Source organism: Aliihoeflea sp. PC F10.4, from assembly GCF_054612275.1.
This window is the reverse complement of sequence record NZ_JBTSWH010000003.1, coordinates 63,680-87,373: the sequence shown is the minus strand read 5'-3', so window position 1 is coordinate 87,373 and position 23,694 is coordinate 63,680. Positions and strand designations below refer to the sequence as shown.

Here is a 23,694-nt window from a genome sequence, read left to right as displayed (position 1 = left end):
GTGGAAACGGGACGATGTTCAACGAGGTTCTGAAGCTCCGACTACCGGTGCTGGAGGATCTGCCGCGGATCGAGCTGCGGCAACTTCGATACTTCCTTGCCGTCGCCGAAGAACTCAACTTCACGCGCGCGGCGGAACGCATGGGCATTGCCCAACCCCCCTTGAGCCAGCAGATTCTCTCCCTTGAGAGCCAGCTGCGGGCAAAGCTTTTCACGCGTTCGAGGCGTCAGGTGAAGCTGACCAAGGAGGGCGAAGCCCTGCAGATCTACGCGCGCCGGATCATAAATACCACGATGCTCGCGGCGGAGTCCGTGCGGGCCGTCGCCAACGGACTGACCGGACAACTGGCTGTCGGCGCGGTCTGCTCGGCGATCCACTCGTTGATCCCCGAACTGCTGCCGAAGTTCCACCAGCTTCATCCGGGCGTAAAGCTGCACCTGCAGGAAATGACCGTGCTGGAACAGCTGCGCGCCTTGCGGGAGGAGCGAATCGACATCGCGATCGTACGCGAACCGATGGCGGCCTCGGAGTTTTCGACGCGGAGGCTGTTCGAGGAGCCGTTCGTCGCGGCGGTGCCCAGATCCAGTCCGCTGGCGCGGCTCAACCGGGTTTCGCTGGCGCAACTCTCCAGAGAACCGCTCGTGCAGGGACCATGAGGATTTGTGTGGCAGTACCATCCCTGGGGTGAATGCGGTATGGGGGACGGTGATTTTCATCGAGGCCTGCCATCTTGATACCGCCGCGTCGATCAAGCCGACGTTCGCCATTACGTTCCGAGGGTACCCTGACGCCGGATACGACGCCAACGGTCCTGCAATTCCGCGTCTGGCTGAGGGGATTGAGCCCGATGGTGTGGCGGCGAGTGCAGGTGCCGGCGACCATGACCTTGCGCGAGTTTCACGGCGTTCTTCAGGTCGCGATGGGCTGGGAAGGCATCCATCTCTACCAGTTTGTCGTACACACGGTCCGCTACGGCTCATGGGAATTGACTGCGGAATCGCCGGACATCGGACTTGACGCATTGAAGCTGCGCACCGGAAGTCGGCTTCTGTATGAATACGATCTCAATGTTCCGTGGGACCATGAGGTGCGGCTGGAAGAGCGGACCGCCGCCAAACCGCAAACGCATTATCCCTGCTGCATCGGCGGTGCCGGCACTTGCCCGCCAGAGGATAGCGGTGGCCCTGAGGCCTGGATCCGGCAGGAAGATGAAGCGTTCGGGCTTGGACTGGATGAAGATCTCGCCAGTGCGCTGGAATTCATCAAGGACATCAGTGACACCCGGTCCTTTGCAATCCTCGACGATCCGGATCGAGCGGATGAATTTCGGGAACTGCTTTCCCGCATCGACAGGCGAAACGCCCTTTTCGGCAGGACATTCAAGCGGCGGCAGGCAAACGAGCGCCTGCGACGAGATGAACATCTCACCCTCATGCATCAGCAGATGTAATCTCGCCGTTCGAACCGCGACCGTTTGCAAGCAGATCGGCGGCCAGAAGAGCCGCGTCATCACCACGATCATGCTGGATGCCGGAGAGCAGCGATCGTGCCGCTGGAGCGGTAATCCGGTCGAATTTCCGGCGCAGGGTTGCGGCGGTCGTTTCCGCATAGTGCCGTGTCGTGGTGATGTTCTCGTGGCCGAGGAAGCGCTGTACGTCGGTGATGTCCATGCCGAGCGCCAACAGCTTCGTCGCCATCGTGTGGCGCAAAAGATGCGGATAGACCCGCTTGGTGATCCCGGCCTTGCGGGCGACCTGCCGCACGATCTGGCCGATGCGCTGGCGACTGTAGGTATAGGGCAGCGAACCGTTGCCCCGTTCACGGCTTTGGAACAGGGGGCCGGCACGTCTTGTGCCGATATGAAGCCTCAGCATCTGCGCCAGCTCCCGCCGGACCGGAACTTCGCGGCGTTTCGATCCCTTTCCTCGCATGACAACGATCACGCGCTCCGCCAGGCTGACATCCTCGACGCGCAGTCGGGTGAATTCGGAAACGCGCAAGCCGGTTTCCAGCAAGGTCTGAAGGAGCAGACCCGTCGCCCCACTCGCCTCGTAGGCATGGTCGATGAATACCAGCTCTTCCTCGACCGTCAGCCGGTTGATCGACGTTCGCTTTTCCGGCGGCGCCGACAGTCCGGCTTGGGCGCGGGCGCGTTTGATGACCGCCTTGCTCTGCAGATAGTCGATCCCTTCACGGATCAGGATGGTGGCGATGGCATTGGCGGCACGATCGATCGAGGTCATGACGGTTTACCAGATGATTTCCGGATTGCTAACTGGTGAGAGTTATCACCGTTGCCGGCGAAAGCGGAGAGCAGAAATGCGCCGGTCGGGCGTGACGAGCTTTCCACTCCGCCTGTTCTGGAAAACCCGGCAAGGAGATACAGCATGCAGGTTCGGATCGTCATGGAACTCACCGACGACGGCGGCGAAGAGATCGGTCGGGAGATCATCGCTGACATGACGAAGATCACAACGGGTGCGGAGGATCTCGGTCTGTCACTTGCCGAAGGCAAGGCCCTGCTTGCCAGACTTCAGCAGAAGATGGTGGAGACGCAGGTGCACCTATGGCTGGCGGAAAACCGTGAGACGGACGGCCGCCGGTTGCGGCACAAGGGATACTATCCCGTCACCTTCCACACCCTGTTCGGCGATGTCCGGCTCAGGAGCCCACGATACGCGCTGCCGGAAAGTGAAGGACGCAATCGGCCGGGCACGGTGTCGCCGTTGCGGCGACTGATCCCCGACCACATCGCGCCCGAGCGGCTGTATCTCGAAACGCGCTGGGCTTCGCTCGTGCCGTATGCCGCCGCAGCCGAGCTTTTGGCCGATGTGTTGCCGATCGACTGCGGGACCAACGCCACGACGGTGCGGCAGCATACCTTGAAAACGGCTGCCCGGATCGAGCGGGAGCTGACGGAAGAACGCGTCTCCTTCATGCAGGATTCGTGTCCACGCGACTGGATGAACCTGCCCATTCCCGATGGCCGCATCGTCATTGGCCTTGATGGCGGCTACATCCGGGATCGTGACGACCGGAAGAAGAATTTCGAGCTGATCGTCGGCCGTTCTCTGCCCGAGGACGGTGAGCCGCGCTATATCGGCTTCGTTCATGGTTACGACCGCAAGCCGCAGCGCCGGATTCTCGACCACCTCAAGAAGCAGGGCGTGCAGGCCAATCAGGATATCACCTTCATCACCGACGGCGGCGAGGAAGTTCGCTCGCTCGCCGAAATGATCGCCCCAGCCAGCGAGCATGTCCTGGACTGGTTCCACATCACAATGCGCATCACCGTGCTTCGCCAGTTCGCCCAGGGCCTTCGCCATCATGACAAGGAAGCCGGCAACGTCATGCTGGACATGCTGTCCCGGATCAAATGGTATCTGTGGCATGGCAACACCTACCGGGCGCGTGAGGAGATCGATTGGCTGCTCGACGATGCCGAAGCCACGGAAACCGACTACCCGAACATGAAAAAGTTTCTGACAGCGATCGGCGAATTCCGATTCTATATCGGATCAAACCACGCCAGCCTGATCAACTATGGCGAACGCTACCGGTCCGGAGAGCGTATTTCCTCCGCCTTCGTGGAAGCCACCGTCAACGCCGTCGTCAGCAAGCGTTTCGCCAAGAAGCAGCAAATGCAATGGAGCCGGACAGGCGCGCATCTTCTGCTGCAAACCCGAACACAGACCCTCGACGGCTCGCTGCGCTCGACCTTCGAGAAGTGGTATCCAGGCATGGCAAACGATAATCATCGAAACCCTGGCAACAAGGCGGCGGCGTAGCTGCCACACAAATCCTTATGCTCTCCTATTGGTTATGATCCCCCGTTGCGGACCTTCTTTCTCCAGGCATTTCCCGATCCGGAAACGGACGAGTGCGCGCTTTGGCTCGGCACATGTTTGGAGGAATTTCCGACGCTGGAATCCATCATCGAAGACGCGCGACGAGATGGGTTTGAAATTTTCGGATTATCGCACGAAATCATCATGGGGATGCTCAAGGATGCGGGACCGTGGTACCCGCCAAGCCTTGGTGAACGGCTTGGCATTGTGCGATAAGCGGCTTTGTCGGCGGGCTGGCCTGATGTAGCTTCGTCAAATAGTCTGATGAAAGTATCTAAGCTGGGAAGATCTCCATGCCCGACCACGAATTGCAGCACATCATCACAAAGGCTCGCGACGCCAAGCACGGTGAATTTGGGGTTCTGTCTACCGGCGAGAAGTTGGCCGTCGCGCTGGTGCTGAACCGGCCGGACTGGCTGGCCGGTATGCACTACACGCTGGCAGAGGCCATTGAGCGCGTAGGCCCCAAGTGGCTCGCTTTGATTCCCGAAGCCGCACGGGCGCTGGAATACGAAGACGAGCAGGCCGACGGTAAGGCATAAGCCGGATTTCTAAGATCCACTTCCGATGGATTATATAACAATTTCAATAACTTAGTTCCATAATGATAATTATGCGACTCAACAAACCACACAACAAAAAAAGCCGGACTTGCCTCTCGCCCCATCACGGCGTGACTAAAGAAAGCCAGCTTTCTGCTTTTATGTATTGCAAGAAATCCATACATATGGAAGTTTGGAGCATGTCAATGCGGCCGGACTACGTCGATCGCCATGTGAGGGATGCCTAATGGCTGACAAGGATGCTGTTATAATCAGCGACCAAAGCGGCGTGGGAACCGAGAAAGGCATCTCGCTCAACTTCAAGGTGACCGCAGAGTTCAAGAAAGAATTCAAAGGGTTCGCTGTCGCTCAGGGGATCAGCATGACGGACCTTCTCAAGGAAGGCTTCGCTCTCTCCAGAAAGAACCGGCAAAAATGATCATCCCATGGGTCAAGGCGGTGCGCGCTGTTTGTATCGAATCAGCGCAAGCACTACGTCAGCCGCAATGACGATCGAGGCCCTAAACAACACCGAAGCGACGGTCGACTGGCTGTTCTCTATCGGTGAAGGCCGCGGCCTGCCCGCGATCGACGGCTTATTGGCGGTCGATGATTATGATCCCAAGGGGCGGTCGCCGGAAGAAGTCGCCATCATGGAGAAGGCGCATTCCTACGGTGCGCGCGCAGTGTTTTTTGAGGCGGAACGACACGGCCGGTCGCCGATCGCGCAAGCATTCATCTTCGAATCAACTGACGAGCTTGACGACGCTCGGTTCGCAGAACTGCACAAGCGTCTGTGGAGCTGGGGCGGCGTGCCGCTCGTCTATCGCGCTGCGCCTGGCTGCATACAACTCTTTCGCTGTGCTCACGAACCTGATTTTGTCGGGTCCGGCGATGTCGCCGTTTGCCGTCCGATCCGCACGCTGTTGATTGGCGCAAAGATTGCCGCAGAGGAGATCTGGTGGGACGCTGCTCGAATTCGAAACGGCACGATCTGGGATGATCCCGACACCTGCAAACTTATGCTTTCGGCCCAGAAGGCGGCGCACAGAACATTGGTCGAAGAGGTGCGCGCGCTGGCAAAACACCTCGCGGAACGGCGGCTGCTCGCGCCTCGACTACGCCGCCGCCTGCTCATCCTGTCACTGCTGATTGCCTATCTTGAAGAACGATCGGTTCTCCAGCCGGCCGATTTCGGCAAGGCGCGCGAGGGTGCTCGTCGGTTTTTCGAAGTTCTTGGCGATGGCGTAGCGTTGGTCACGCTGCTCGAAGCGCTCGAAGAGCGTTTCAATGGCCATGTATTCAGATTGACGGATGAAGAACGTGCGGCTTTGGCGGAAAGCACCGAACTCGCCAGTTACGCGCGCCTCGTTGAAGGTTATGAGGATAGCAGCGGCCAGCTTAGCCTCTGGCGTCTGTACTCCTTCCGCGATCTGCCGGTTGAGTTGATCAGCAATATCTATCAGCTCTTTGTGAAGGACGCTTCGAGTTCCATTTACACCCCTCCCGCCCTAGTACGGCTCATGCTGGAAGAGGCGCTGGGGTGGGACAGACTCGACAAGCTGATGGCCGGCGATGGGGTAATTCTCGATCCGGCCTGCGGGTCGGGAGTTTTTCTAGTCGAGGCCTACAGGCGGCTCGTTCTGCACTGGCGCTGGCGGAATAATTGGGCGCGTCCAGGCATCGACGAACTACGCCCGCTGCTCCAGCGTGTACATGGCATCGATCTCGAAGAGGGGGCCGTCGAACTGGCCGCGTTCAGCCTGTGTCTCAGCCTCTGCGACGCGCTGCAACCGGAAGAAATTCGCTCCAGCGTGAAGCTATTCCCGCCGCTAGCTGATGTGACACTGCACCATAGCTGCTTCTTCGAAGCGAAGGCCAAGGGGATGATCAAAGCGCCGGTCACGGCGATTATTGGCAATCCACCCTTCGAGTCATCTTTGACGACGGAAGGGGCGAAGCAAAGCTACGCCGCCTACACGCAGGCGCATGGTGCCTTGGCAGACAAGCAACTCGCCTATCTTTTCCTGCACGATGCAATGGAAATGCTGACACCAGAAGGTGTATTGGCGATGGTCGAGCCATCAGGCTTTCTCTATAATCAGCACGCACTTGCTTTCCGCCGTACTTTCTTCACCCGCTGGAAGGTGCGTGAGGTCCTCGATTTCGTATCGGTACGCGGACTGTTCAAAAAGGGCGAGGCTGACCCGAAGATCGTGGTGGTGATTGCGGAGGCTGCGACGCCGTCGCCCGATAGCCGCCTGCTTCATGCTGTGTTCCGCCGCAATGGCCGCGCCACCGCCGAGCAGGGTTTCGACATCGACTATTATGACCTTCATTGGCTCCGCAACGCGGATGCGGAACGGTCACGCGACGTCTGGCGCTCAAATCTGCTCGGCGGCAGCCGAGTTCTCGACCTGATCAATCGGTTGCGTAGCTATCCGACGCTGAAGGATTTCGCGACGAAGCAGGGCTGGGATTTCGGCGAAGGCTACATTGCAGGGCTGAAGGGCATTTCCCGACCCGCTGGCCACCTCGTCGGCCAGCCGCTGCTGCCGACGAGCGCGCTCTCCGAACATGGCCTCAACACAGTGCTCCTCGAAACGGTACCAGACCGTCCCATTAAGGATACCAAGACAGAGCGTAGGTTCTCGCCGCCGTTCCTGCTGATCAAGGAACATGAGAACCTGCATCACGGCCTCTGGAACGGCCACTATCTGACCTACAAGCATGAGATTGTCGGGCTAACGGCTCCGAAGAAGGACCTGGATCGTCTCGCTGGCATTGAGGCCTGGCTCAAGCGCGAGAATACGGTGCTGCGCGCCTATGTGGCTGGAATTAGCGCCCGCCTATTCACACAGCGCGCCACGGCGATTCTCAGTGCCGACGTGTTTGCCTTACCTTATCCGGAGGATCAGGATCTTGATCTCAGCCAAAATGAGCGCGTCATTGCGGAAGATATCGTTGATCATCAGCGTGATTTTATTCGCCTCGGAACTGCTGCGCCAGTGATGCGAAAGGCACCCGTCGAGGCACTTGACGCTTTCGACGAGGTATTTTCCAGCCAACTCAATGCCGTTTATACGCGCAAGCCAGTACGCGCCCTGCAATCTCAGCAATGGTCGGGTGCCATCTGCAAGCCTTATGTGTTTGGTGATGGCGCGGTCGATTGGTCCGACGCCAATGAATTGCACAACTATCTTGACACCTTACTTCATGAGCGTCGCGGCTCCGGCCTGACTGTCACACGTATCACCCGACTGTACGACAAGGGTTTTGTGTTTCTGCTAAAACCGGATCGTCATAGGTTTTGGACGCGCTCGATCGCGCTTCGTGACGCCGACGATGTCCTCGCCGACCTTCGCGCGCAGGGGTTCTAGCGTGCTGGCGGATGAAGGAGAACGTCAAACGCATGCGGGAGCACTTGACACCGGAGCTCATCTTCCCGGTGAATGGTTCAACTCGCTGGTTGGATTCATTGGTAGCGTTTTGCCGCAGTGGCGCGATGATCCGGCAAGACCCGCCCAGAGCGGCGAGACCGGGCTAACGGCGCAACTCTGCTCGCGCCTCACCAGCGTGAGCCGTCATACCCCAGGCTGGGATTTCCTGCAGTTCAAACGGGAAGAACCGGATGAGACAGACGGTCGACGCTCAATCGACCTTGCGGTGGCGCCGAGCGGGTCGGTGATTTGGATCGAAGGCCGCGAATATACCGAATATCAGACTCTTCTTCCAATCGAGTGCAAGCGGCTGCCTACACCGTCGGGGGCCGAGCGCGACGAGCGCGAGTATCTTTACAGCCGGTTCAATACCGCAGGCGGCATCCAGCGCTTTAAAGCGGGCCATCATGCCGCTTCCCACGCACATGCCGCAATGATCGGCTATGTGCAGGATCGCGACATTCTCGCCTGGGCTGCGCAGCTTGACCAATGGATTGAGGGATTGGAGAGCGATACTATCGACGGCTGGTCGGTTGCCGACAAGCTAGCGCTCATGGAGCATGATGCCGCATCCAAAATCGCATCGTTCCGGTCTGATCATACTCGGCGTGCTGGGCTCGTTGGTATCAGGATTGATCACCTCTGGATCGAGATGTAGAACTAACGACATGACATATCGCACTCCCCGCATTTGAGGATTCGGGCAGTGTTCATCTTTCCGGCCACCGTAATTGAACTGCCACTCGCACCGGAGTCTGAACCTCGAGAGGCGCTCCACTAATATAGCTCAGGGCTGCATCGATCTTTGGCGCATCAAGTGTTTCGAGATAGCGGATCGCGGCTTCTGCTGAAAAAGGCTCGCCGGCCTTTTCCGACTCATGGAAGTTGCTTGCGAGCGCCGTCCAGATCGCCGCGTCATAGCCGTTCGCCTTCGCCCAAGCCGTGATCGCTGCGACAGATTGTGGGTGGCGTTCAATGGCTTTGCCGCTTTGCCGGCCCGACGAAATGTCGACAAAACCTACTCGCCCCTGATTTTGCATATCTCTTGGAAGAGGTTCTCCCGCCGCCCCCTCGCGCACCCAAAGGTTCTCAAGCGCCGCATTTAGATCAGTGAAACTGCTTCGGGCCGCGTAGGTGGTGCAGAAGGGGCCGAAAGCTTCATCGATTGCGTATTCCGATGAAGCCGGCCATTGATTCCGAAACGAAGCCGGCCACCTGTTCCGATTTCATTCCGGCCAGCATTCCGATTTGAAGCCGGCCAGTCGATGCTCCCCTGGGTCGTTGTTTTGAATGGCTCCTGTTTGTCGTGCGGTCAAGCGGCGGATGGAGTGTGGCGCTGCTTTCGCAGGCTCTCGCCGCTGAGTTCAATGCGGTAGGCGCTGTGGACGAGGCGATCGAGGATGGCGTCGGCGAGTGTCGGATTGCCGATCATGTCGTACCAATGATCGATGGGCACCTGGCTGGTGACGATGGTGGATCGCTTCTCATAGCGATCTTCGATGATCTCGAGGAGATCGCGGCGCTGCTCGTCGTTGAGCTTCTCGGGACCCCAATCGTCGAGGATGAGCAGGTCGGTTCTGGCGAGTGCCTTGAGGACCTTCGGGTAGCGGCCGTCGCCGCGCGCGAGTGCAAGGGTGGCGAATAGCCTGGGCAGGCGATGATAGGCGACGGAGAAGTCCTCGCGGCATGCCTTGTGTCCGAGCGCGCAGGCCAGCCAGCTCTTGCCGACGCCGGCGGGTCCGATCAGCAGGAGACTGTGATGATGCCTGATCCAGTCGCAGCCGGCGAGCTTCAGGAACAGATTGCGGTCGAGGCCGCGGGCGGCGCGGAAGTCGATGTTCTCGACCTGGGCGTCATGGCGGAGCCTGGCGGCACGGGCTCTCGCCTCGAAGCGCTTCTGGCGGCGCGTCGTCGCCTCGCGCTCAAGAAGGAGAGCGAGCCATTCGCCATGCTCGAGGCTCCTCACTTCCGGTTGGGCCTCGAGTTCGTGATAGGCGCTTGCCATGCCGGAGAGGCCGAGTTCGCGCAGCATGTCGATGGTGGGATTGGTCAGCATTGTCTTGGTCCTCAATGAAAGTAGCCGGGGCCGCGCAGGTTTGCGTGTTCCATGACGGCGGCGGGTTCGGTGGAATGCCTGTTGGACTTGTGGGTGGCGATGAGTGCGGTGATGGTCTTGCAGGTCAGCCCGCCGATCTCGACGGCACGCGCCGACACAGCCTCGGCGCGCTCGCGGGGAAGATCGCGATAGAGGCGCAGGACTCCGAGGCATGTCCTGAAGCCCTGTTCGGGATGTGGCCGGCTGGCGAGAATGGCGGTGACCAGGCCTTCGGTCTCGGGACCGATCGACGCGCCCCAGCGCCGGAAACGATCCGGTGTCCACTCGGCGTAGCGCCGATGCGAACTCGGCATATGATCGGGGTCCGTGCCAAAGCGCGGCCCCCCATAGCGGCGCTGATGCGCGGCGATGCGCTTGCCACGGTGGAATATCTCGATCATCCGGGCGGTGGCACGGATATCGACCTGCTGGCGGATGAGGCCGTGCGGGACGGAATAGAAGAAGCTCTTGAACTCGACGTGATAATCCGTCGAGACCCGCGCCAAGCGCCATTCGGCGAACTCGTAGTCCTCTGCGGGAAGGGTTGCGAGGGCTGGGCGTTCGACCGTCTCGAAGAGATGCCGGCGGCTGACGCCGAGCCGGCGCATGACATGATCGTTGATGCGCGCGAGCATCTCGGCGATCGCGGCATTGGCCTCGGCAAGCGAGAAGAAGGTCTGCTTGCGCAGGCGGCCGAGAATGCAGCTCTGGGCAAAGCGCACGGCGTTCTCGACCTTGGCCTTGTCCTTCGGGCGTCGCGGCCGGGCCGGCAGGACGCCGACACCGTAGTGGGACGCCATCATGCCGTAGCTGCGATTGATCTCGGGATCATGAAAGCTGGCGCGGTTGACGCCGGACTTCAGGTTGTCCGGCACGATCAGCCGGGGCACGCCACCGAAGAAGGCGAACATGCGCACATGCGAGCCGATCCAGTCCGGGAGCGTCTGGGTCCAGGTGGCCTCGGCAAACGTGTAGCTCGACGCGCCGAGCACGCCAACGAACAGTTCCGCCTCCCGGACCTCGCCGGTCTTGCGATCGACGATCGGCACCTTCTTTCCGGAATAGTCGACGAAGACCTTGTCGCCGGCGGCGTGTTCCTGGCGCATCGTCGGCGACAGGCGTTGCTCGAAACCGCGAAACAGTTCGCAGAAGCGGCTATAGCCGTAACCGTCGGGATGGACGCTGCGGTATTCCTCCCAGAGGATCAGAAGCGTCACGCCCGGCTTCTTCAGCTCGATCGAAAGCTCAGCCCATTCAGGCTCCTGCCTTCGCCGCTGGCCCTGCTTGACCCCGGCGCGGGCGAAAAGACGATGTTCGAGCGCATCGTCGGTCAGCTCGCCGGGCAAGGGCCAGGCCAAGCCCGCTAGCGCCGCCCGCTTCAGATTGTCCTGCACGGTGCTGCGCGCAACGCCGAGCACCACCGCAATCTCGCGGCTACTTGTTCCGCTTCCGGCAAGCCGGAGCATCTGTCGTAATTGTCTCATGGTCAGCCTTCTCTTCGCCGGCATCAAAATCTCCTCGTGTACCGGGAGGCTTGATGCCAAAGTTGCTGACCCAGGGGGTATCGTTAGAGCCGAAAAACGGCCGACAATTGATTGGAATCGTGGCCGGCTTCAAATCGGAACGGTGGCCGGTAATTGATCGGAATGCCGGCCGGCTTCAGCTCGGAATCCGCAATCGATCACCAAAGTGAGCCGCCCGCCTCCCGAGATGCGGCAGAATTCAACAGGAAGTTGCGGGCCGCTCGGGTCGAAGTCGTCGGCAATCGCCAGTTTCTGACGATCCCAGACAAGCGAGCCCCATGCGAGAACAGCGATCCTCAATCAATCTTCCTCCTCACTGCCGTCATTTTCCTCTGTTTGTCCCATTCGATATTTAACGTCGTAGTTCACAATGTAGTCAATTTCGACATCGCTCAAACCGTAGTGTACAGGGCCAATTTCAAGATCAATTGCATCCGATGCCGGCTTACACGGGGGAAATGAAAATGTCTGAAGCTCAATACGCCCCGTCTTCTTCTGGTTTCTCACCTTGATTGCCGAATTTCTTCGCAGCGAGTCGGACATTTGTTGTCCAAGCACCTCAAGGCGCGTTACTTGTGGTTCCGAAAGTCCCGTTATCTGAGTTGGAAACCGTCCAATCTCTTTAAACCCACAGTGGAACCCATCACCGTGGCATCGCCAGTACCAGTAAAACGCGTTTGAATTCAATATCGATAAAATGCTCCGACGATAGGTATTGTCGACATAGAGCTTCTTAAAATCGGGTGAAACCGTTTCAGCCTCTCCCTCTCTTTTGAAGAGAGGCGCGAAATCGACAGCTTTCACAAAGTTATTTATGATGCGGTGGATGTAGATTGGTGCGGCACCCTTATCGCGCATAAAGTAGTTGATGCTCTTTCCCGTCAGCTTCTTCAGTATGTCAATGGCTAAGGAGCTATCGATTCTCGGTATCCAGGTCACCGACGCGCTTTCAGAGACGTCCAGATAAAACAACCCTTCCATCAAATATTGGCGCTCAGCCGCAAACCATCGCTTATAGGCAGTCGTCTGCATCCGAACTCGTTTGTTTGCCAGACGATTCTCGGCAATTATTATTGCGAGCCGCTGCGCAGCTCCTTCAAAGAGCCGAGCAGGGAAGACATCAAACGACGAAGCCCAAATCGAATCCCGCTTAAACAGAAGCTCCTGGAACGATGAGGTTCGATCCGTACAAATTGCTGAAACAGGGAGAACCAACCCAGATCGACCGTTTGGAGATAGGTCAAAAGATCGCTCTCCGCACATGGCAAAAAGATTGCCGCTCGCTTCCGTTTGGTAGTTTCTAACCGAGTATGCCTTTTTTACCTTGCTGTACTCGACGTAGGGCGGGTTTCCTAGAACTATATCAAAGCCGCCCCGGCTCATGATCCCATGGAACTCTATGAACCAGTGAAACGGCTGATGCGTCTTTACCCACCCGCTCAAGTTGCCTTCAAATTGCTTCTTGACGCCGTAATCAGCAGAAAGGTGGAGATTAAGCGCAGTTTCCAGTGACGCCAATTGTTCTCGAAGTCTTATTTTGTCTTCAAGCGGAACGGGGCCGTCACCCTCTACTTGTCGTTTTCGAAACGCATCAAACGTTTGCTGAAGTTTAGCGGCATTAGCCGTGATTGTTTCCAACGAATTATCAAGATCGAGCTTGCTCGTCAGCGCCTTTTTCACATCGGCATAGGTCGCGTAGCCGACCAGCGTATTGCCGGCGCGGATGTTGAAGTCGATATCCGGCAACGGTTCGATACCGAGGTTTTCCTGCTTCTGATCGGGATCGACCTGGGCAGCAAGCTTGAGGAACAGGCGGAGCTTACAGATCTCGACCGCCTCTTCCATGATATCGACGCCGAAGAGGTTGTTCAGGATGATGCTCTTCAGCGTGAAATAGCGGGCGTTCGGGTGCGCGCCGACTTTTGCCAGTGTGGCTTTGAAGTCTTCGAACTTCTTTGGCGCGTGGCCATCAGCCGAGCGCTCAAGATCGGCAACAAAGGCTTCCATCCGGTCGAGGCACGTCTCGTAGAGCGGTTCGAGGATATTGAGCGCGGCGAACAGGAACGCGCCAGAACCGCAGGTTGGATCGAGAACGGTGACTCCCTCAATCGCGTTCCAGAAGGCGCGCAGCAGATCCGGGCCTTCGCAACGCTCGATCACGTCCTGGGCGAACTGCCGGATGTCGAGATTGAGCGTTATGAGATCGTTGATCTCGCGGACTTCGCCCGCCGCCAGTTTTGCGCGGACTTCTGCATAACGAGTGCGCCGTGCCACGACCTCACGCCAGATTTCCGTCGGCAAGCCGAAGTCGGCCGGCGCCTTCTGGTTCCATTGCGTGCGGGCCGAAACGTCTTCGACGCCAGCCGCGATCTCAGGCGGAAGCGCTTGTACTGCGCCGTGCTTGACGGCGGTGTAGATATAGCGGTCGGGATCGTCGCGCAGATGATCCCAGATCGTCGGTCCACCCGGGTTTTCGAAGGCCACCTTGCACTTGGCCCTTGCGGCGTCGAAGAGGAAAGGGATCACCGTGTTTTTCGAGATGTATTCGGTGATATCCTCCTTCGTGTAGTAGGCCCCCATTTGCTTCTGGTTGATGTATTTCTCGAAAATATAGCCGAGAACGTCCGGATTGATCTCGTTATCGTTGCGCAGCGGGCGCTCGTCGAGATGCCACTGATAGCGGTCGAAATAGGCGAAGATGCGCGTGAAGGCTTCGTCCGGGATCTTGATGTCCGGGCAGCGCTCCTCGATCGGGTGCTTTTCGAAGAGGCCACCGTTCAGATAGGGGATGCGGCCGAGGAGCTTGTCGAGCTCCGGGCTCCGTTCCCTGCCGCCAAGCCCCTCATGGAATAGGCGCAGGAGGAAATAACGATAGAAGGAATAGAATCTGTCTTGGCCATTTTCACGTTGGCAGCGAGCTAGCCTGTCGCGCAAATAATCCCGCTCACCGTTCAGAAAGCCTTTCCGCTGCATGAAATAGATGAACATCAAGCGGTTGAGCATCAGCGAGGCGTACCATTCCTTATCCGCGACCTCGGTGATGCCGCTGATGAAGCCGAGGAAGGCCGTGTGTTCCTTTGTGAACTGATCGTAGAAACGCTTTGTGACGCGCTCGACATCGAAGGCAGCGCGAGCGCGCGCCGTGACATCGACCAGCGTAAGGGTGCTCTCCTCGGCGAGTGAGAACGCAATCGCTTCCAGCTTTTGCAGGAAGCCTCTATTGCCTGATGGGGCATACCAAAAGTGCTCGGGAACCGAGGCGGGCTTGCCGGCCTCGCGCCGCGCCCAGCACCATATCTGCTCGGCACGCTTCCCGTCGATGAAGATAATCAGGTGCTCAAGTGTCGTCTTGGCGACTTGGATCTCGATTTTCTTTCGCGTGGCGCGGTCCGGGATCTGCTGGTCGACTGGCGCCTGACAAACCCAGGCAACCATCCCGCGCTTTTCGGCGACGGCTTTCAGAGCGAACGTAGCGTTCGAGGTTGCGATGGACAGGTCGGCGCTATGCCGATCCCATCCTAATTCCTCAATGAAGAGCTTTCCGAACTCGAATTGCTCCAGCAGTTTCCTGGCATCATCGGCGTTGAAGTCCATCCCCAGCCCCTTCGTCACGCCGTCAGACGCGCAAGCCCCAACGAGCAGATGATCTGCGGCTCGCCGGAGTGTTCCTCATCTTGGATCAGACAAAGCCGATCCTCCTCACGTAGCGCCAAAACCAATTCGGCCAACTTGTCATCATTGATGCCCACCTTCATCTGTCGGTTCAAGGTATCGGTCGCCGACTGGCGCAGCGGGAAACGGTAAATTTCTTCAATGGCTTTGCCGAGCTCGGGTAGATCAAACAGAGATCCTTTTACCTTGTCGGCATGGCGCTTAAGGCGTTCGTAGGTGCGGAAGCGCGCACCGGAAGGGCGACCAAGTTGCCCACCAACCTGCTTCTCCTCTGCAGCAATGTGCTCGACACCCTTTGCAACCATTGAATGGTGTTGTTCCTGCCGAGGCAAGGCGGGTGTGTTCCGCTCGCACGCCGCGATTTTCAGGATTTCGAACTGCGACTGGGTGACACTGGCGCCGTCCTGGTCGACCCAGGCAAGAGCGTCATTACCCTGTGCTGTACGCATATAGACCAGCGCGCCGTGCGGGCGCCCGTCTTGGGGCGTGTAAGCCTTCGTGGAATAGACAACGGACGGAAGCTCAGGAATCGATTTCTGCAAAGCCGGGTTCGCGTCGATCGCATTCTTCCAAATTTGATAGGCGTACGAGGCGAGATCGACCTCGGTATCTGCTTCGCCGTCCAGAATACCAGCGTTCTCGTTATAAAGATCGACAAGCTCTTCGCGTTCGCCTTCATCCTCGAAGAACGCTTCGTCGGTCCCTACGACCTCGGCATTTTCCTTCAAACGCTGGCGGACACGCGAACGCAATTGGATCAAGCGTTCGACGCCATCAGCCGGAAGAAAAGAATAGCAGAGGATTTTCTCAGCCTTCTGTCCGATGCGATCAACACGGCCCGCACGCTGAATGAGACGGATAATCGCCCAAGGCAGGTCGTAGTTCACCAGAATCGCACCGTCCTGAAGATTCTGGCCTTCACTGAGTACATCGGTAGCGATCAGGACACGCAACTCTTCGTCGGGCTTAATTTTGTCGCGCTTGTTGTTGCTACCGGGGCTGAAACGCCACGCAAAGCTGGTCGGATCCGATGTTTCGCCCGACACCGCGGCGATCGACTTGAGGCCTTTTGCCTTCAACTGTCGCTCGAGATAGCGAACCGTGTCGGCAAATTGCGAGAAGATCATGATCTTCTCATTGGGATGCTTCTTGGTCAGCAGGTCGAATAGAGACGCGAGCTTGGTGTCCTTCGACGGATCCCATTGGCCGCAATCGTCAATGATCTTCAGGAGCCGTGCGCTGTCGGTTGCCAGATCCTTTTTCAGCTGAGCCACAAAAAGGTCGGCACGAAGCCACTTGAACCGCTTCCTGTATTGGGTGGCGTAGAGCCCATACGTTTCCGCCGCCTGCGCTCGAAAGGCCGCCTCGTCGCGCAAGTCGAGTGCTTCGGCGTCCTGAGTATTCTCATCTTCGCCTTCTGCGAACAGCTCGGCATCGGCACTCTGATCGTCGACATCCTCGTCGTAATTCGCGGTATCTAAGAGTCCGGCATCCTGCGTACCAAGTGGTAAAGGAAGTTCGTTCTCGATGGCATGTAGGAAGATGTAGTTTCTCAGGACGTGGCGCTCTAGCGATTGCTGGAACGCCTCACCACTACTTTCCAAGCGCTTGAACAGGTTGGTGCGACAAAAACCCATGAGGCGCTTGCCCGCACGGGAAAGGTCGTCAAGTTGCTTCGCTTCATTCGGCGTCGGTGGCTTGTGCGGCTTCGGCGCGACATAGTTGCCCAGGCCGTAGCGCGGCAGATGCATAAGATTGATCGCGTCCACGACCGGCGCGGCGTAAAGCTTCGCGTATTGATCGCCGGTGTCTTTGTCGTTGATATTAAGCCGAAGAGTACGCGGCACACGCTCGGGGAAATAGGAACGCGAACCGTCTTCGAACGTTAGGAACTTGCGACCGTTGGCGGGATCGATCTGAGCATAGTTGTCCTGAATAAACGTTCGCGTGCGACGAACCATGTAGAGGCGCATCAACTCCCGCCAATCATCAGCGTGATCGCTTTTCTCGAAAGCCGCGAGGGATCTGACGGGGCATTGGTGGCGCCGAATGAATTCCGTTTCCCCGATGTCTTGCAACAGTCGTTCCGGACGAACGCCGATGTCCTGTTCCTCGGGGACGAAAAGACGAAGCTGGTTGGAAAGATCGCCGTAGGTCTTGTTGTACGGTGTCGCTGACAGGAGGATGCAGCGGCTTTCGTTTTCCTGCAAATACTCCTGGATCGCTCGATATCTTCGTCCCTCATGGTTGCGAAGATTATGGCTTTCGTCGATCAGGACGACGCGATATCGCCGAAGATCGGGCAGTTCTCGCGTAACCCGCGTGACCGAGAGCACTTTTGCAAGGAGACGGTATTCAGCAACATAATCCTCCCACATCTTGACCAGATTCTTCGGGCAAATGATGAGTGTTTCTGTGAAGTGATCGTCCTGAAATATCTTGGCGAGCGCAGTAGCCATCAATGTCTTGCCCAAGCCAACAACGTCGCCGATGAGGACTCCACCGCGTTTGTTCAGATGATGAGCGGCGATTTTGACTGCGGCCTCTTGATAAGCGAAAAGCCGTTTTCCAAACTCCGGTGGTATTCGAAATTCATTGAGTCCTGCGCGCGCTTCCTGCGCCAGATGGTAGGCCATCTTGACGTAAATCATGTAAGGATCGAGCGGCTCCTCTCGCGCCCAACTGTCCTCGATGACCTCGATCAGTTCCTCCGTGATATCGATGCACCAGCGGTCCGACCAACGGTCATCGAACCATTTGGCGAGTTTCTCCGTGGCGTCGTGATCGAGAACGTCGACGTTCAGCTCACCCTGCTTCGAAAGGCCGGAGAGAGTAAGATTGCTGCTACCTAGAAAGCCGGTTATCGGGTTGTTCGGATCTGGCCTAAAAAGGAGATAGAGCTTCGCGTGCAGGGGATGTTTCAGGAACAACCGAACCGTGACCTGCTTCGATTTCAATTGACTAGCAAGCCGCCGCAACCCGGCCTCATCGGCGTTATTTGGCATGCCCAAGGTTAGCTGAACACGGAAGTCTTCCGCCAATCTTCTCTTCAGTCGAAGTGCCGACTGGTTGTCGAGCGTATGATCTTCCTTACCGGTTCCGAGCCCAATCCGCAGTTCCTCTTGCGGAAGACGTTGCATTCCCACAAGTAGGCGACATTGGCTTCCTTCTCCGCCTGGCCATGCAGAAACTAAATCATCTACCGATTTCCAGCCTCGCAGATTGAAGTAGCCAACACAGAAGTCTCCCCGCTCGGATATCGAAAGCGTCTGTCGAAGTGCGGGAAGAAGACCCGATTCGATGTTGTCAAAAATACGCGGCATCAAGCATCTCCAGCGCTCTCATCGCGCGTATTCTGGCCCTTAGTGAGCCTCTCGATCTCATCCTTTCGGAAACGCCAAGCGCCTCCGACCTTGAACCCGGGGAGTTTCCCTTCTGCCGCGAGACGGTAGGCCGTCTTCTCATTGATCTTGAGGTACTCGGCGACCTCTCGGATCGTCAGGATGTCGTTGCTCATTGGCGTGATAGCCCCCCCGAGGAGCAGAACTGGGAAAATGGAGGAAAATTACGGAAACCGCAAGCAGGAGCGAGCGCGACTTCGAACGGCAACCGTAGGGAACGCCGCGAAGTAAGGGCAATCGTTCATGAGCCTCCCCTTGCTCGAACCCACAGTCTTCCATTTCCCGCCGATCAGGCTACCAATTCAACATCGATCTGGGCGACCACAGACTGCCCACGTTTCCCTTCGATGAAATACTCCGTCAGGCGCCAAAAGATGTCCGCGTCCGCTTCCTCATTGCACTCCCAGCTCGTCGCATCCACGACGCGCTGCGCGAAGGGATGGGAGCCGGTTTGCGGACGGGCCTTGTCCCTGAAGGCGGTCTTCAATTTCGACGCAAGTTTCAGCTTATTAAAATCAGCATCGATGACGCCTGTTTCGGTAAGCTGCTCGATCCGCCCTTCTGCAACGGCAACGATAAGCGGCAAGTCGCCCTTGTAGGCGATCAGCACCTTGGCAGACTTGAACCGCAGTCCGGCCCATTGGGGTAGCGCCGCCACGCCACCCATCACCTCATGAAACAGCTTCCGGCTGACAACATGAATGGTCGCCTCGTCCGGGCTGACCAGGATAAAGCGGTCCTTGATCGTGTCGTAATCCGCCATCAGCACCACGGCTCCCGTCGCCCGCTCCATGTGCGGGCCAGGCCTTCCCGCACAAGCATGTCGCCGGCGTCCTGACCGTTGACCCGAACGCCCGCCAAGGTGCGTCCATAGCGATCAGTATCCTGCCGCTGGATCTCCACCTTGCCATCCTGGAGGATGGAAGCAAGCCGTTGCTTGGACTGCTGCGCCAGGTCGGATTCGAAGCGGCATTTCCCCTCGATCTCCGGCGCGTCGATATTGAAGATCCGCACGGATTCGCCGCCGCGGCTCCCGACGCGGAACGTGTCTCCGTCCCAGATGCGGATTTCTGTCGGCTCGCACTGCACGGCGCAGAGCATGATGGTGACGATGATATGGCTGTTCATTGGCCTGCTGTCTTCGGCTCCGTGTTGTGGGATTTGATACCGGACAGATCGATCCGGATGCTCGCCTTGTTCGGGTCTTCGTCCTTGAACGGGGGTTCTGAAGGCCCCTCGCCTACCTCAGTCTCTGCCGACTGCTCGCCCTCGGCCTCCTGAGCCTCGGCCGCCTCCGGCTCCGCAACCTTCACGTCTTCGGGATCGTCGGCATAGAACACGCGCTCCCCCTCGAAGATGCCGGTGCCATAAGCCCATATCGCGTCATCGAACGCCTCCGGCCGGGGATTGCCGTACCACTTCGTGACGATGCGGTAGACCTTGCCGAACAGAGCCGTGCCCCTGCGGAGATTTTCGCAAGGGTCGAACAGGTCGATGCTCAGCTCGCTCTTGTCGGCAACACCGAGGCCGGCCGGATACTGCGTCAGCCCGACGCGAACCACAGCCTGGCCCACATGCTGTTGCGTCAGCGCCAAGGCTTCTTCGGCCGTGGCCGGCTTGGGAACAGCGAACGTCCGCTGGCCGCTCTTCACCGTGACCGTCAGATGATCGGCGGCGCCGACTTCCTCGACAAATTTCTGAACGATCTCGACGCTCAAGCGCGGATCGGCACATTGTTGAATCAAAGCCGCGTCGATCATGCCCGCTCCTTTCTCAAGTATTGAAGGCCATCACCAGCGGAAGGCCGAACAGCGAGGCCCACGCCTCTGCGCTCGCCTTCTGGATTGCGACAATATTGGTGTTTCCGATCCACCAGCCGTTGCCTGTGGCAACGATCACATCGGGGTCATGCAACATGGATTGCAGGACCGGCCAGATGATCAATTGTTCGTAGCAGATGAGCGGCGCCACGCGAAAGCCCGCGAACTCAACAACCGGATTGGCAAAGAAATGCGCGTGCGCGCCTCCGCCCTCGCCCGTCAAAGCCAGCCAGGGCTGCCACATCGATGCCGGGACCGGCATTCTCTCTTTATAGAGGATCCGCGAACCTTCCGGCGCGATCTCCATCATCACATTGTCATAGCCGATCGGATCGATGACGGCCGCACCGCCATTGACCTTGACCTCGACGCCCGCCAGTTCGCGGAGCCAAAGCCGCTCGGTGGTCCGGCTCCAAAGGCCAAGGGCGCTTTCAGGCAGGACCACGGCCTTTGCTCCCTGCCCTACAGCCTCTTTCACCAGGGCGATTGTCTCAAGATGCTGCGCGTAATCGGCATATTGCCCGGCCGCCGTGAACTTGAACCCGGTGTTGATCCCTGCCCACCCTTTCGGTACTGCTGGTGGCGTCCACGTTGCAGTGGACCAAGCGTAAAATCCTCCCAGGACGAACGCGGCGATCGGCCAGGCTCTCGTCGTCATGACGAGCAGGCCGATCGCAGTTGCTGCCAATCCGAACCATCCCCACCCTGGAAACAAGATTCCGGCCGCCGTGATCGGGCTTGCCCATCCGGTGATGCCGAAGGGCGGGATGCTCATGAGGATGGCCGCGATCGCGTAGCGCAGCGGCCGATGCCAACCGCCCCTGGCTGTCCAGAGCGCGGCATGGACCGCAACGAAGAGGATCGATGCGGCAATCCAGAACGCAAGCCCGATGGCGAGCTGTTCGCCAAAGAAAATCGACGTTCCGACCGGAAGGCCGCGCGCGGCGCCCAGGAAGTGGGCGGCCGCCACAAGCGCCGCGACGGTTCGCGAGGGCGCGAATGCCCAAAGTGCTGGAAATGCAACGCCAACCGGGAATGCCAGGGCATGGCCGCTCCACCCGACGGCGCCGGTGATGATGCCACCGGCGACGAAAGCAGCGCCAACGGCGATGCTACGGGGTGAAGGTGAGAATTTCTCGCGCGAGGCCAAGCGCGCCGGACGTGGGGATTGGGCCGAAATATCTTGAATCATAAGAACCAACAAAATCCGAATGCAGGAACACTGTGCCCTCGCTGACCCTGCCTCCGGCAAAGATCGGCATGGCGCGACCTTCAGCGTCAGCCTTGAGGACACGCGAGGACGACAAAGGCTTGCCATCAACGAGAACCTGGCCGTCGATCTCGACCGCCTGACCGGCGACTGCCGCAACCGTCTTGATGAGCGGCCCGCTCCCGGAGGGGCAAAGACCGCGGGGCAGATAATGCCGCTCCAGCGCAAGTGCTGCGGCCGCGCCCTGGGGCGGGCATATGAATATGCGGTCCCCTGCCCTGATCTCCCGGTTCAATGGCTCGATCTGCCAAAGCCCGAGGGGATAGGATGGGGTGAAGTTGATCCGGTAGCCGCCGAACGCAAACGCGCTGGCAATGCCACCGATCAGAAGCGCGCCGGCGCCGATAATCGCAAGGGCGTTGCGCCGTCTGCTCATCGGGTCATGCCCGGGTTGCGAGACTGCGTTTGCGTGCGGGCCTGTTGCTGCTGCAGATCCTTTTCATGGGCGGCAAGCTTCTGCGCTGCGTTGAATATCGGCCATGCGCTGGCGAGTTTCGCGTGATCGCCGGGCGCGACCTTGGCAGCGGCGGCATCGAACGATTTGCCCTTGGGCTCCGCACCGCCCCTGAACGCCCGATTGCCGAACTTTTTGTCGAGGCTTTTGTTGAGGTCATCGATCTCGGCCTTGATCATCTTGTCGGCTAGGGCAAAGCCCATTGCCGAATGAATATCGTTGCGGTCGATCGCGTCGCGGACACGCTCGAGAACGCGCTCGGCCGAACTGGAAATTGCCGGTATGTCGATGCGCTGGCGGTCACGTTCGCGGCTCAATTCCACCGTCCGGAGATCCGCGATCTCAGCTCGCAGGCGAATATAATCCTGCATGGATTTGCGCAGCGGCGCGACATTGCCGACGGCGCGCTGCCGTTCGGCCTTGGCCGCCCCTGACGCCAGCAAGCCGGTTTTGCCGCGTAGCGCGCCATAAGCTTCGGGATTGTTGGCGAGCTGGTCGTGAATACGGCTCTGCTCGGCCTTGGCGGCTGAGTCATTGCCATTGAGGGCTGGCGTTAGATTCATCGCCTTCATCGCCTCCTCGGGCTTCTCATAGATCAGCTTCATGCGGTCGTTGATGTCAGTCCAATGGACTGTCAGGGTCGCGTCACCTTGCACTTTAGCCTCCACTGCTTGGCTGATGGATTGTGCCCAGGTCGCGACACCGCGCAACCAAGGCTGAGTTTGAGCGGCCGGTATGGAACGGGCGGACTGGTTGCGGCCGAACCGCTCGATGAAGCTGGCGAGTTTCGCGCCGGCGGCGGCCAGGCGCGCGCGCTGATCCTTGATCCAACGCGCATGATTTTTCGCCAGCGCCGTTGCCACGCGGATGCCGTAGAGCCCGCGATTGTTCGCATAGGCCAAGGCCTGGTCGTAGAGCTTGGACCCGGCGTAATCGAGCGTCGTCCCTTTCGCTCCTGATCGGGATAGGCGCGTGACAAGAGCATGAAACACTTGCGACGGCTGCTCCTTCGAGGTGCTATCCTGCCGCGCTGTCCGTTGCTCGGCCGTCTCGATCCTGACAGCGGTCCAGACGTTGCGCTCAACGGTCCGCTCTTCAAGCCGGGTCGCTCCGGTGGCTTCGTTCACAACCGGCACCAGCGTTTTGACGTCCTCGGTCCCGTCTCGGCGCAAGGTAACGGTATCGCCAATGGATGCTCCCGCCTCCTCGAGTGCCTTCGGTATCTTGACGCCCCATAGCCGATGCACCGTTCCATCGGCCGCCTTGAGGTCGGCATAGGGTGTCGGCTCAACGTCCTCACGATCGCGGAATTTCGCCTCTCCTGCCTCGACCAGCTCGCCGGTCACACCGGCGGCATGATCGATGCGCCCCGGCTTGGCGAACATGGCGGCCGCCCCGATCCGCTGTGCAACCGGATCGGTTTCCTGCACGATTGCCGCCGTCCAGACATTCCGCTCGACAGCACGTTCCTCGAAATGCTTCTTGCCCGACGCTTCATCGATCACGGGAACCTTGACGATGACCTGCTCGGTGCCATCCTTGCGAAGCGTGACCACATCGCCAATGGATGCTCCGGACTGCTCGACGCCTTTGGGAAGGCTGACACCCCACAGGCGATGCGTGGATCCG

The 23,694-nt window shown here is 58.8% G+C and carries 21 protein-coding genes; 7 read left to right on the top strand and 14 right to left on the bottom strand.

The features are described from left to right. Positions 1-14 precede the first annotated feature (14 nt). Together ACX82Z_RS23215 and ACX82Z_RS23210 are read left to right on the top strand one after the other, a co-directional pair. On the top strand, positions 15-656 hold the full coding sequence (locus ACX82Z_RS23215) for a LysR family transcriptional regulator (protein WP_459912241.1): 642 nt from the start codon (positions 15-17) through the stop codon (positions 654-656). A gap of 128 nt (positions 657-784) precedes the next feature. After that, a complete protein-coding gene (locus ACX82Z_RS23210) occupies positions 785-1,450 on the top strand; it encodes a plasmid pRiA4b ORF-3 family protein (RefSeq protein WP_459912292.1) in 666 nt (221 codons plus the stop codon). On the opposite strand, the gene ACX82Z_RS23205 is transcribed toward ACX82Z_RS23210, so the two are convergent. Continuing rightward, entirely contained in the window at positions 1,431-2,243 is an 813-nt protein-coding gene (locus ACX82Z_RS23205) for a tyrosine-type recombinase/integrase (protein ID WP_459912239.1), read from the bottom strand. The genes ACX82Z_RS23210 and ACX82Z_RS23205 overlap by 20 nt on opposite strands. Before the next feature lie 144 nt (positions 2,244-2,387). On the opposite strand from ACX82Z_RS23205, the gene ACX82Z_RS23200 reads away from it, so the two are divergent. From ACX82Z_RS23200 to ACX82Z_RS23180, 5 genes are all read left to right on the top strand, one after another. Next, complete coding sequence (locus ACX82Z_RS23200; RefSeq protein ID WP_459912237.1) at positions 2,388-3,788, top strand: ISKra4 family transposase; 1,401 nt, start codon at positions 2,388-2,390, stop codon at positions 3,786-3,788. A 353-nt stretch (positions 3,789-4,141) separates the two neighbouring features. Next, the gene (locus ACX82Z_RS23195) at positions 4,142-4,390 is read left to right on the top strand and encodes a hypothetical protein (protein WP_109614872.1); all 249 of its coding nucleotides are present in this window, start codon (positions 4,142-4,144) and stop codon (positions 4,388-4,390) included. A 247-nt stretch (positions 4,391-4,637) separates the two neighbouring features. After that, positions 4,638-4,829, top strand: coding sequence for a hypothetical protein (locus tag ACX82Z_RS23190; protein WP_109614873.1), 192 nt, complete (start codon positions 4,638-4,640; stop codon positions 4,827-4,829). Positions 4,830-4,896: 67 nt separating this feature from the next. Beyond that, entirely contained in the window at positions 4,897-7,770 is a 2,874-nt protein-coding gene (locus ACX82Z_RS23185; protein WP_109614874.1) for an HsdM family class I SAM-dependent methyltransferase, read from the top strand. Between the two features lies 1 nt (position 7,771). Further along, a complete protein-coding gene (locus ACX82Z_RS23180) occupies positions 7,772-8,488 on the top strand; it encodes a hypothetical protein (protein WP_459912234.1) in 717 nt (238 codons plus the stop codon). Positions 8,489-8,540: 52 nt separating this feature from the next. On the opposite strand, the gene ACX82Z_RS23175 is transcribed toward ACX82Z_RS23180, so the two are convergent. The 13 genes from ACX82Z_RS23175 to ACX82Z_RS23115 form a co-directional block, all read right to left on the bottom strand. After that, a complete protein-coding gene (locus tag ACX82Z_RS23175; RefSeq protein ID WP_459912232.1) occupies positions 8,541-8,870 on the bottom strand; it encodes a hypothetical protein in 330 nt (109 codons plus the stop codon). A gap of 272 nt (positions 8,871-9,142) precedes the next feature. Next, positions 9,143-9,886 carry an IS21-like element helper ATPase IstB gene (gene istB, locus ACX82Z_RS23170; protein WP_427207147.1) on the bottom strand — a complete coding sequence of 248 codons (744 nt, stop codon included), beginning with the start codon at positions 9,884-9,886 and terminating at the stop codon, positions 9,143-9,145. A gap of 11 nt (positions 9,887-9,897) precedes the next feature. Beyond that, the gene (istA, locus tag ACX82Z_RS23165; protein WP_253126725.1) at positions 9,898-11,409 is read right to left on the bottom strand and encodes an IS21 family transposase; all 1,512 of its coding nucleotides are present in this window, start codon (positions 11,407-11,409) and stop codon (positions 9,898-9,900) included. A 129-nt stretch (positions 11,410-11,538) separates the two neighbouring features. Beyond that, positions 11,539-11,748 carry a hypothetical protein gene (locus ACX82Z_RS23160; RefSeq protein ID WP_170125241.1) on the bottom strand — a complete coding sequence of 70 codons (210 nt, stop codon included), beginning with the start codon at positions 11,746-11,748 and terminating at the stop codon, positions 11,539-11,541. After that, positions 11,749-15,042 (bottom strand): Eco57I restriction-modification methylase domain-containing protein, encoded by a 3,294-nt coding sequence (locus ACX82Z_RS23155; RefSeq protein WP_109614888.1) that lies wholly within the window; start codon positions 15,040-15,042, stop codon positions 11,749-11,751. It lies immediately after the preceding gene. Between the two features lie 14 nt (positions 15,043-15,056). Next, the gene (locus ACX82Z_RS23150) at positions 15,057-18,443 is read right to left on the bottom strand and encodes a helicase-related protein (RefSeq protein ID WP_109614875.1); all 3,387 of its coding nucleotides are present in this window, start codon (positions 18,441-18,443) and stop codon (positions 15,057-15,059) included. Next, positions 18,443-18,637, bottom strand: coding sequence for a helix-turn-helix domain-containing protein (locus tag ACX82Z_RS23145; RefSeq protein ID WP_109614876.1), 195 nt, complete (start codon positions 18,635-18,637; stop codon positions 18,443-18,445). Before ACX82Z_RS23145 ends, ACX82Z_RS23150 begins: the two co-directional genes overlap by 1 nt. Positions 18,638-18,810: 173 nt before the next feature. Then, complete coding sequence (locus tag ACX82Z_RS23140; protein WP_146201558.1) at positions 18,811-19,284, bottom strand: hypothetical protein; 474 nt, start codon at positions 19,282-19,284, stop codon at positions 18,811-18,813. Then, positions 19,284-19,649 carry a thermonuclease family protein gene (locus ACX82Z_RS23135; RefSeq protein ID WP_109614878.1) on the bottom strand — a complete coding sequence of 122 codons (366 nt, stop codon included), beginning with the start codon at positions 19,647-19,649 and terminating at the stop codon, positions 19,284-19,286. The genes ACX82Z_RS23140 and ACX82Z_RS23135 overlap by 1 nt, the downstream gene beginning before the upstream one ends. Then, positions 19,646-20,281: a TraH family protein gene (locus ACX82Z_RS23130; RefSeq protein WP_109614879.1), complete on the bottom strand. Its 636-nt coding sequence runs from the start codon at positions 20,279-20,281 to the stop codon at positions 19,646-19,648. The genes ACX82Z_RS23135 and ACX82Z_RS23130 overlap by 4 nt, the downstream gene beginning before the upstream one ends. Positions 20,282-20,294: 13 nt before the next feature. Beyond that, positions 20,295-21,533, bottom strand: a complete 1,239-nt coding sequence (locus tag ACX82Z_RS23125; protein ID WP_109614880.1) for a conjugal transfer protein TraB — start codon at positions 21,531-21,533, stop codon at positions 20,295-20,297. Continuing rightward, positions 21,454-21,987 (bottom strand): conjugative transfer signal peptidase TraF, encoded by a 534-nt coding sequence (gene traF / locus ACX82Z_RS23120; protein WP_109614881.1) that lies wholly within the window; start codon positions 21,985-21,987, stop codon positions 21,454-21,456. The genes ACX82Z_RS23125 and traF overlap by 80 nt, the downstream gene beginning before the upstream one ends. Continuing rightward, positions 21,984-23,450: a BID domain-containing protein gene (locus ACX82Z_RS23115; protein WP_280523582.1), complete on the bottom strand. Its 1,467-nt coding sequence runs from the start codon at positions 23,448-23,450 to the stop codon at positions 21,984-21,986. The genes traF and ACX82Z_RS23115 overlap by 4 nt, the downstream gene beginning before the upstream one ends. Positions 23,451-23,694: the final 244 nt, after the last annotated feature.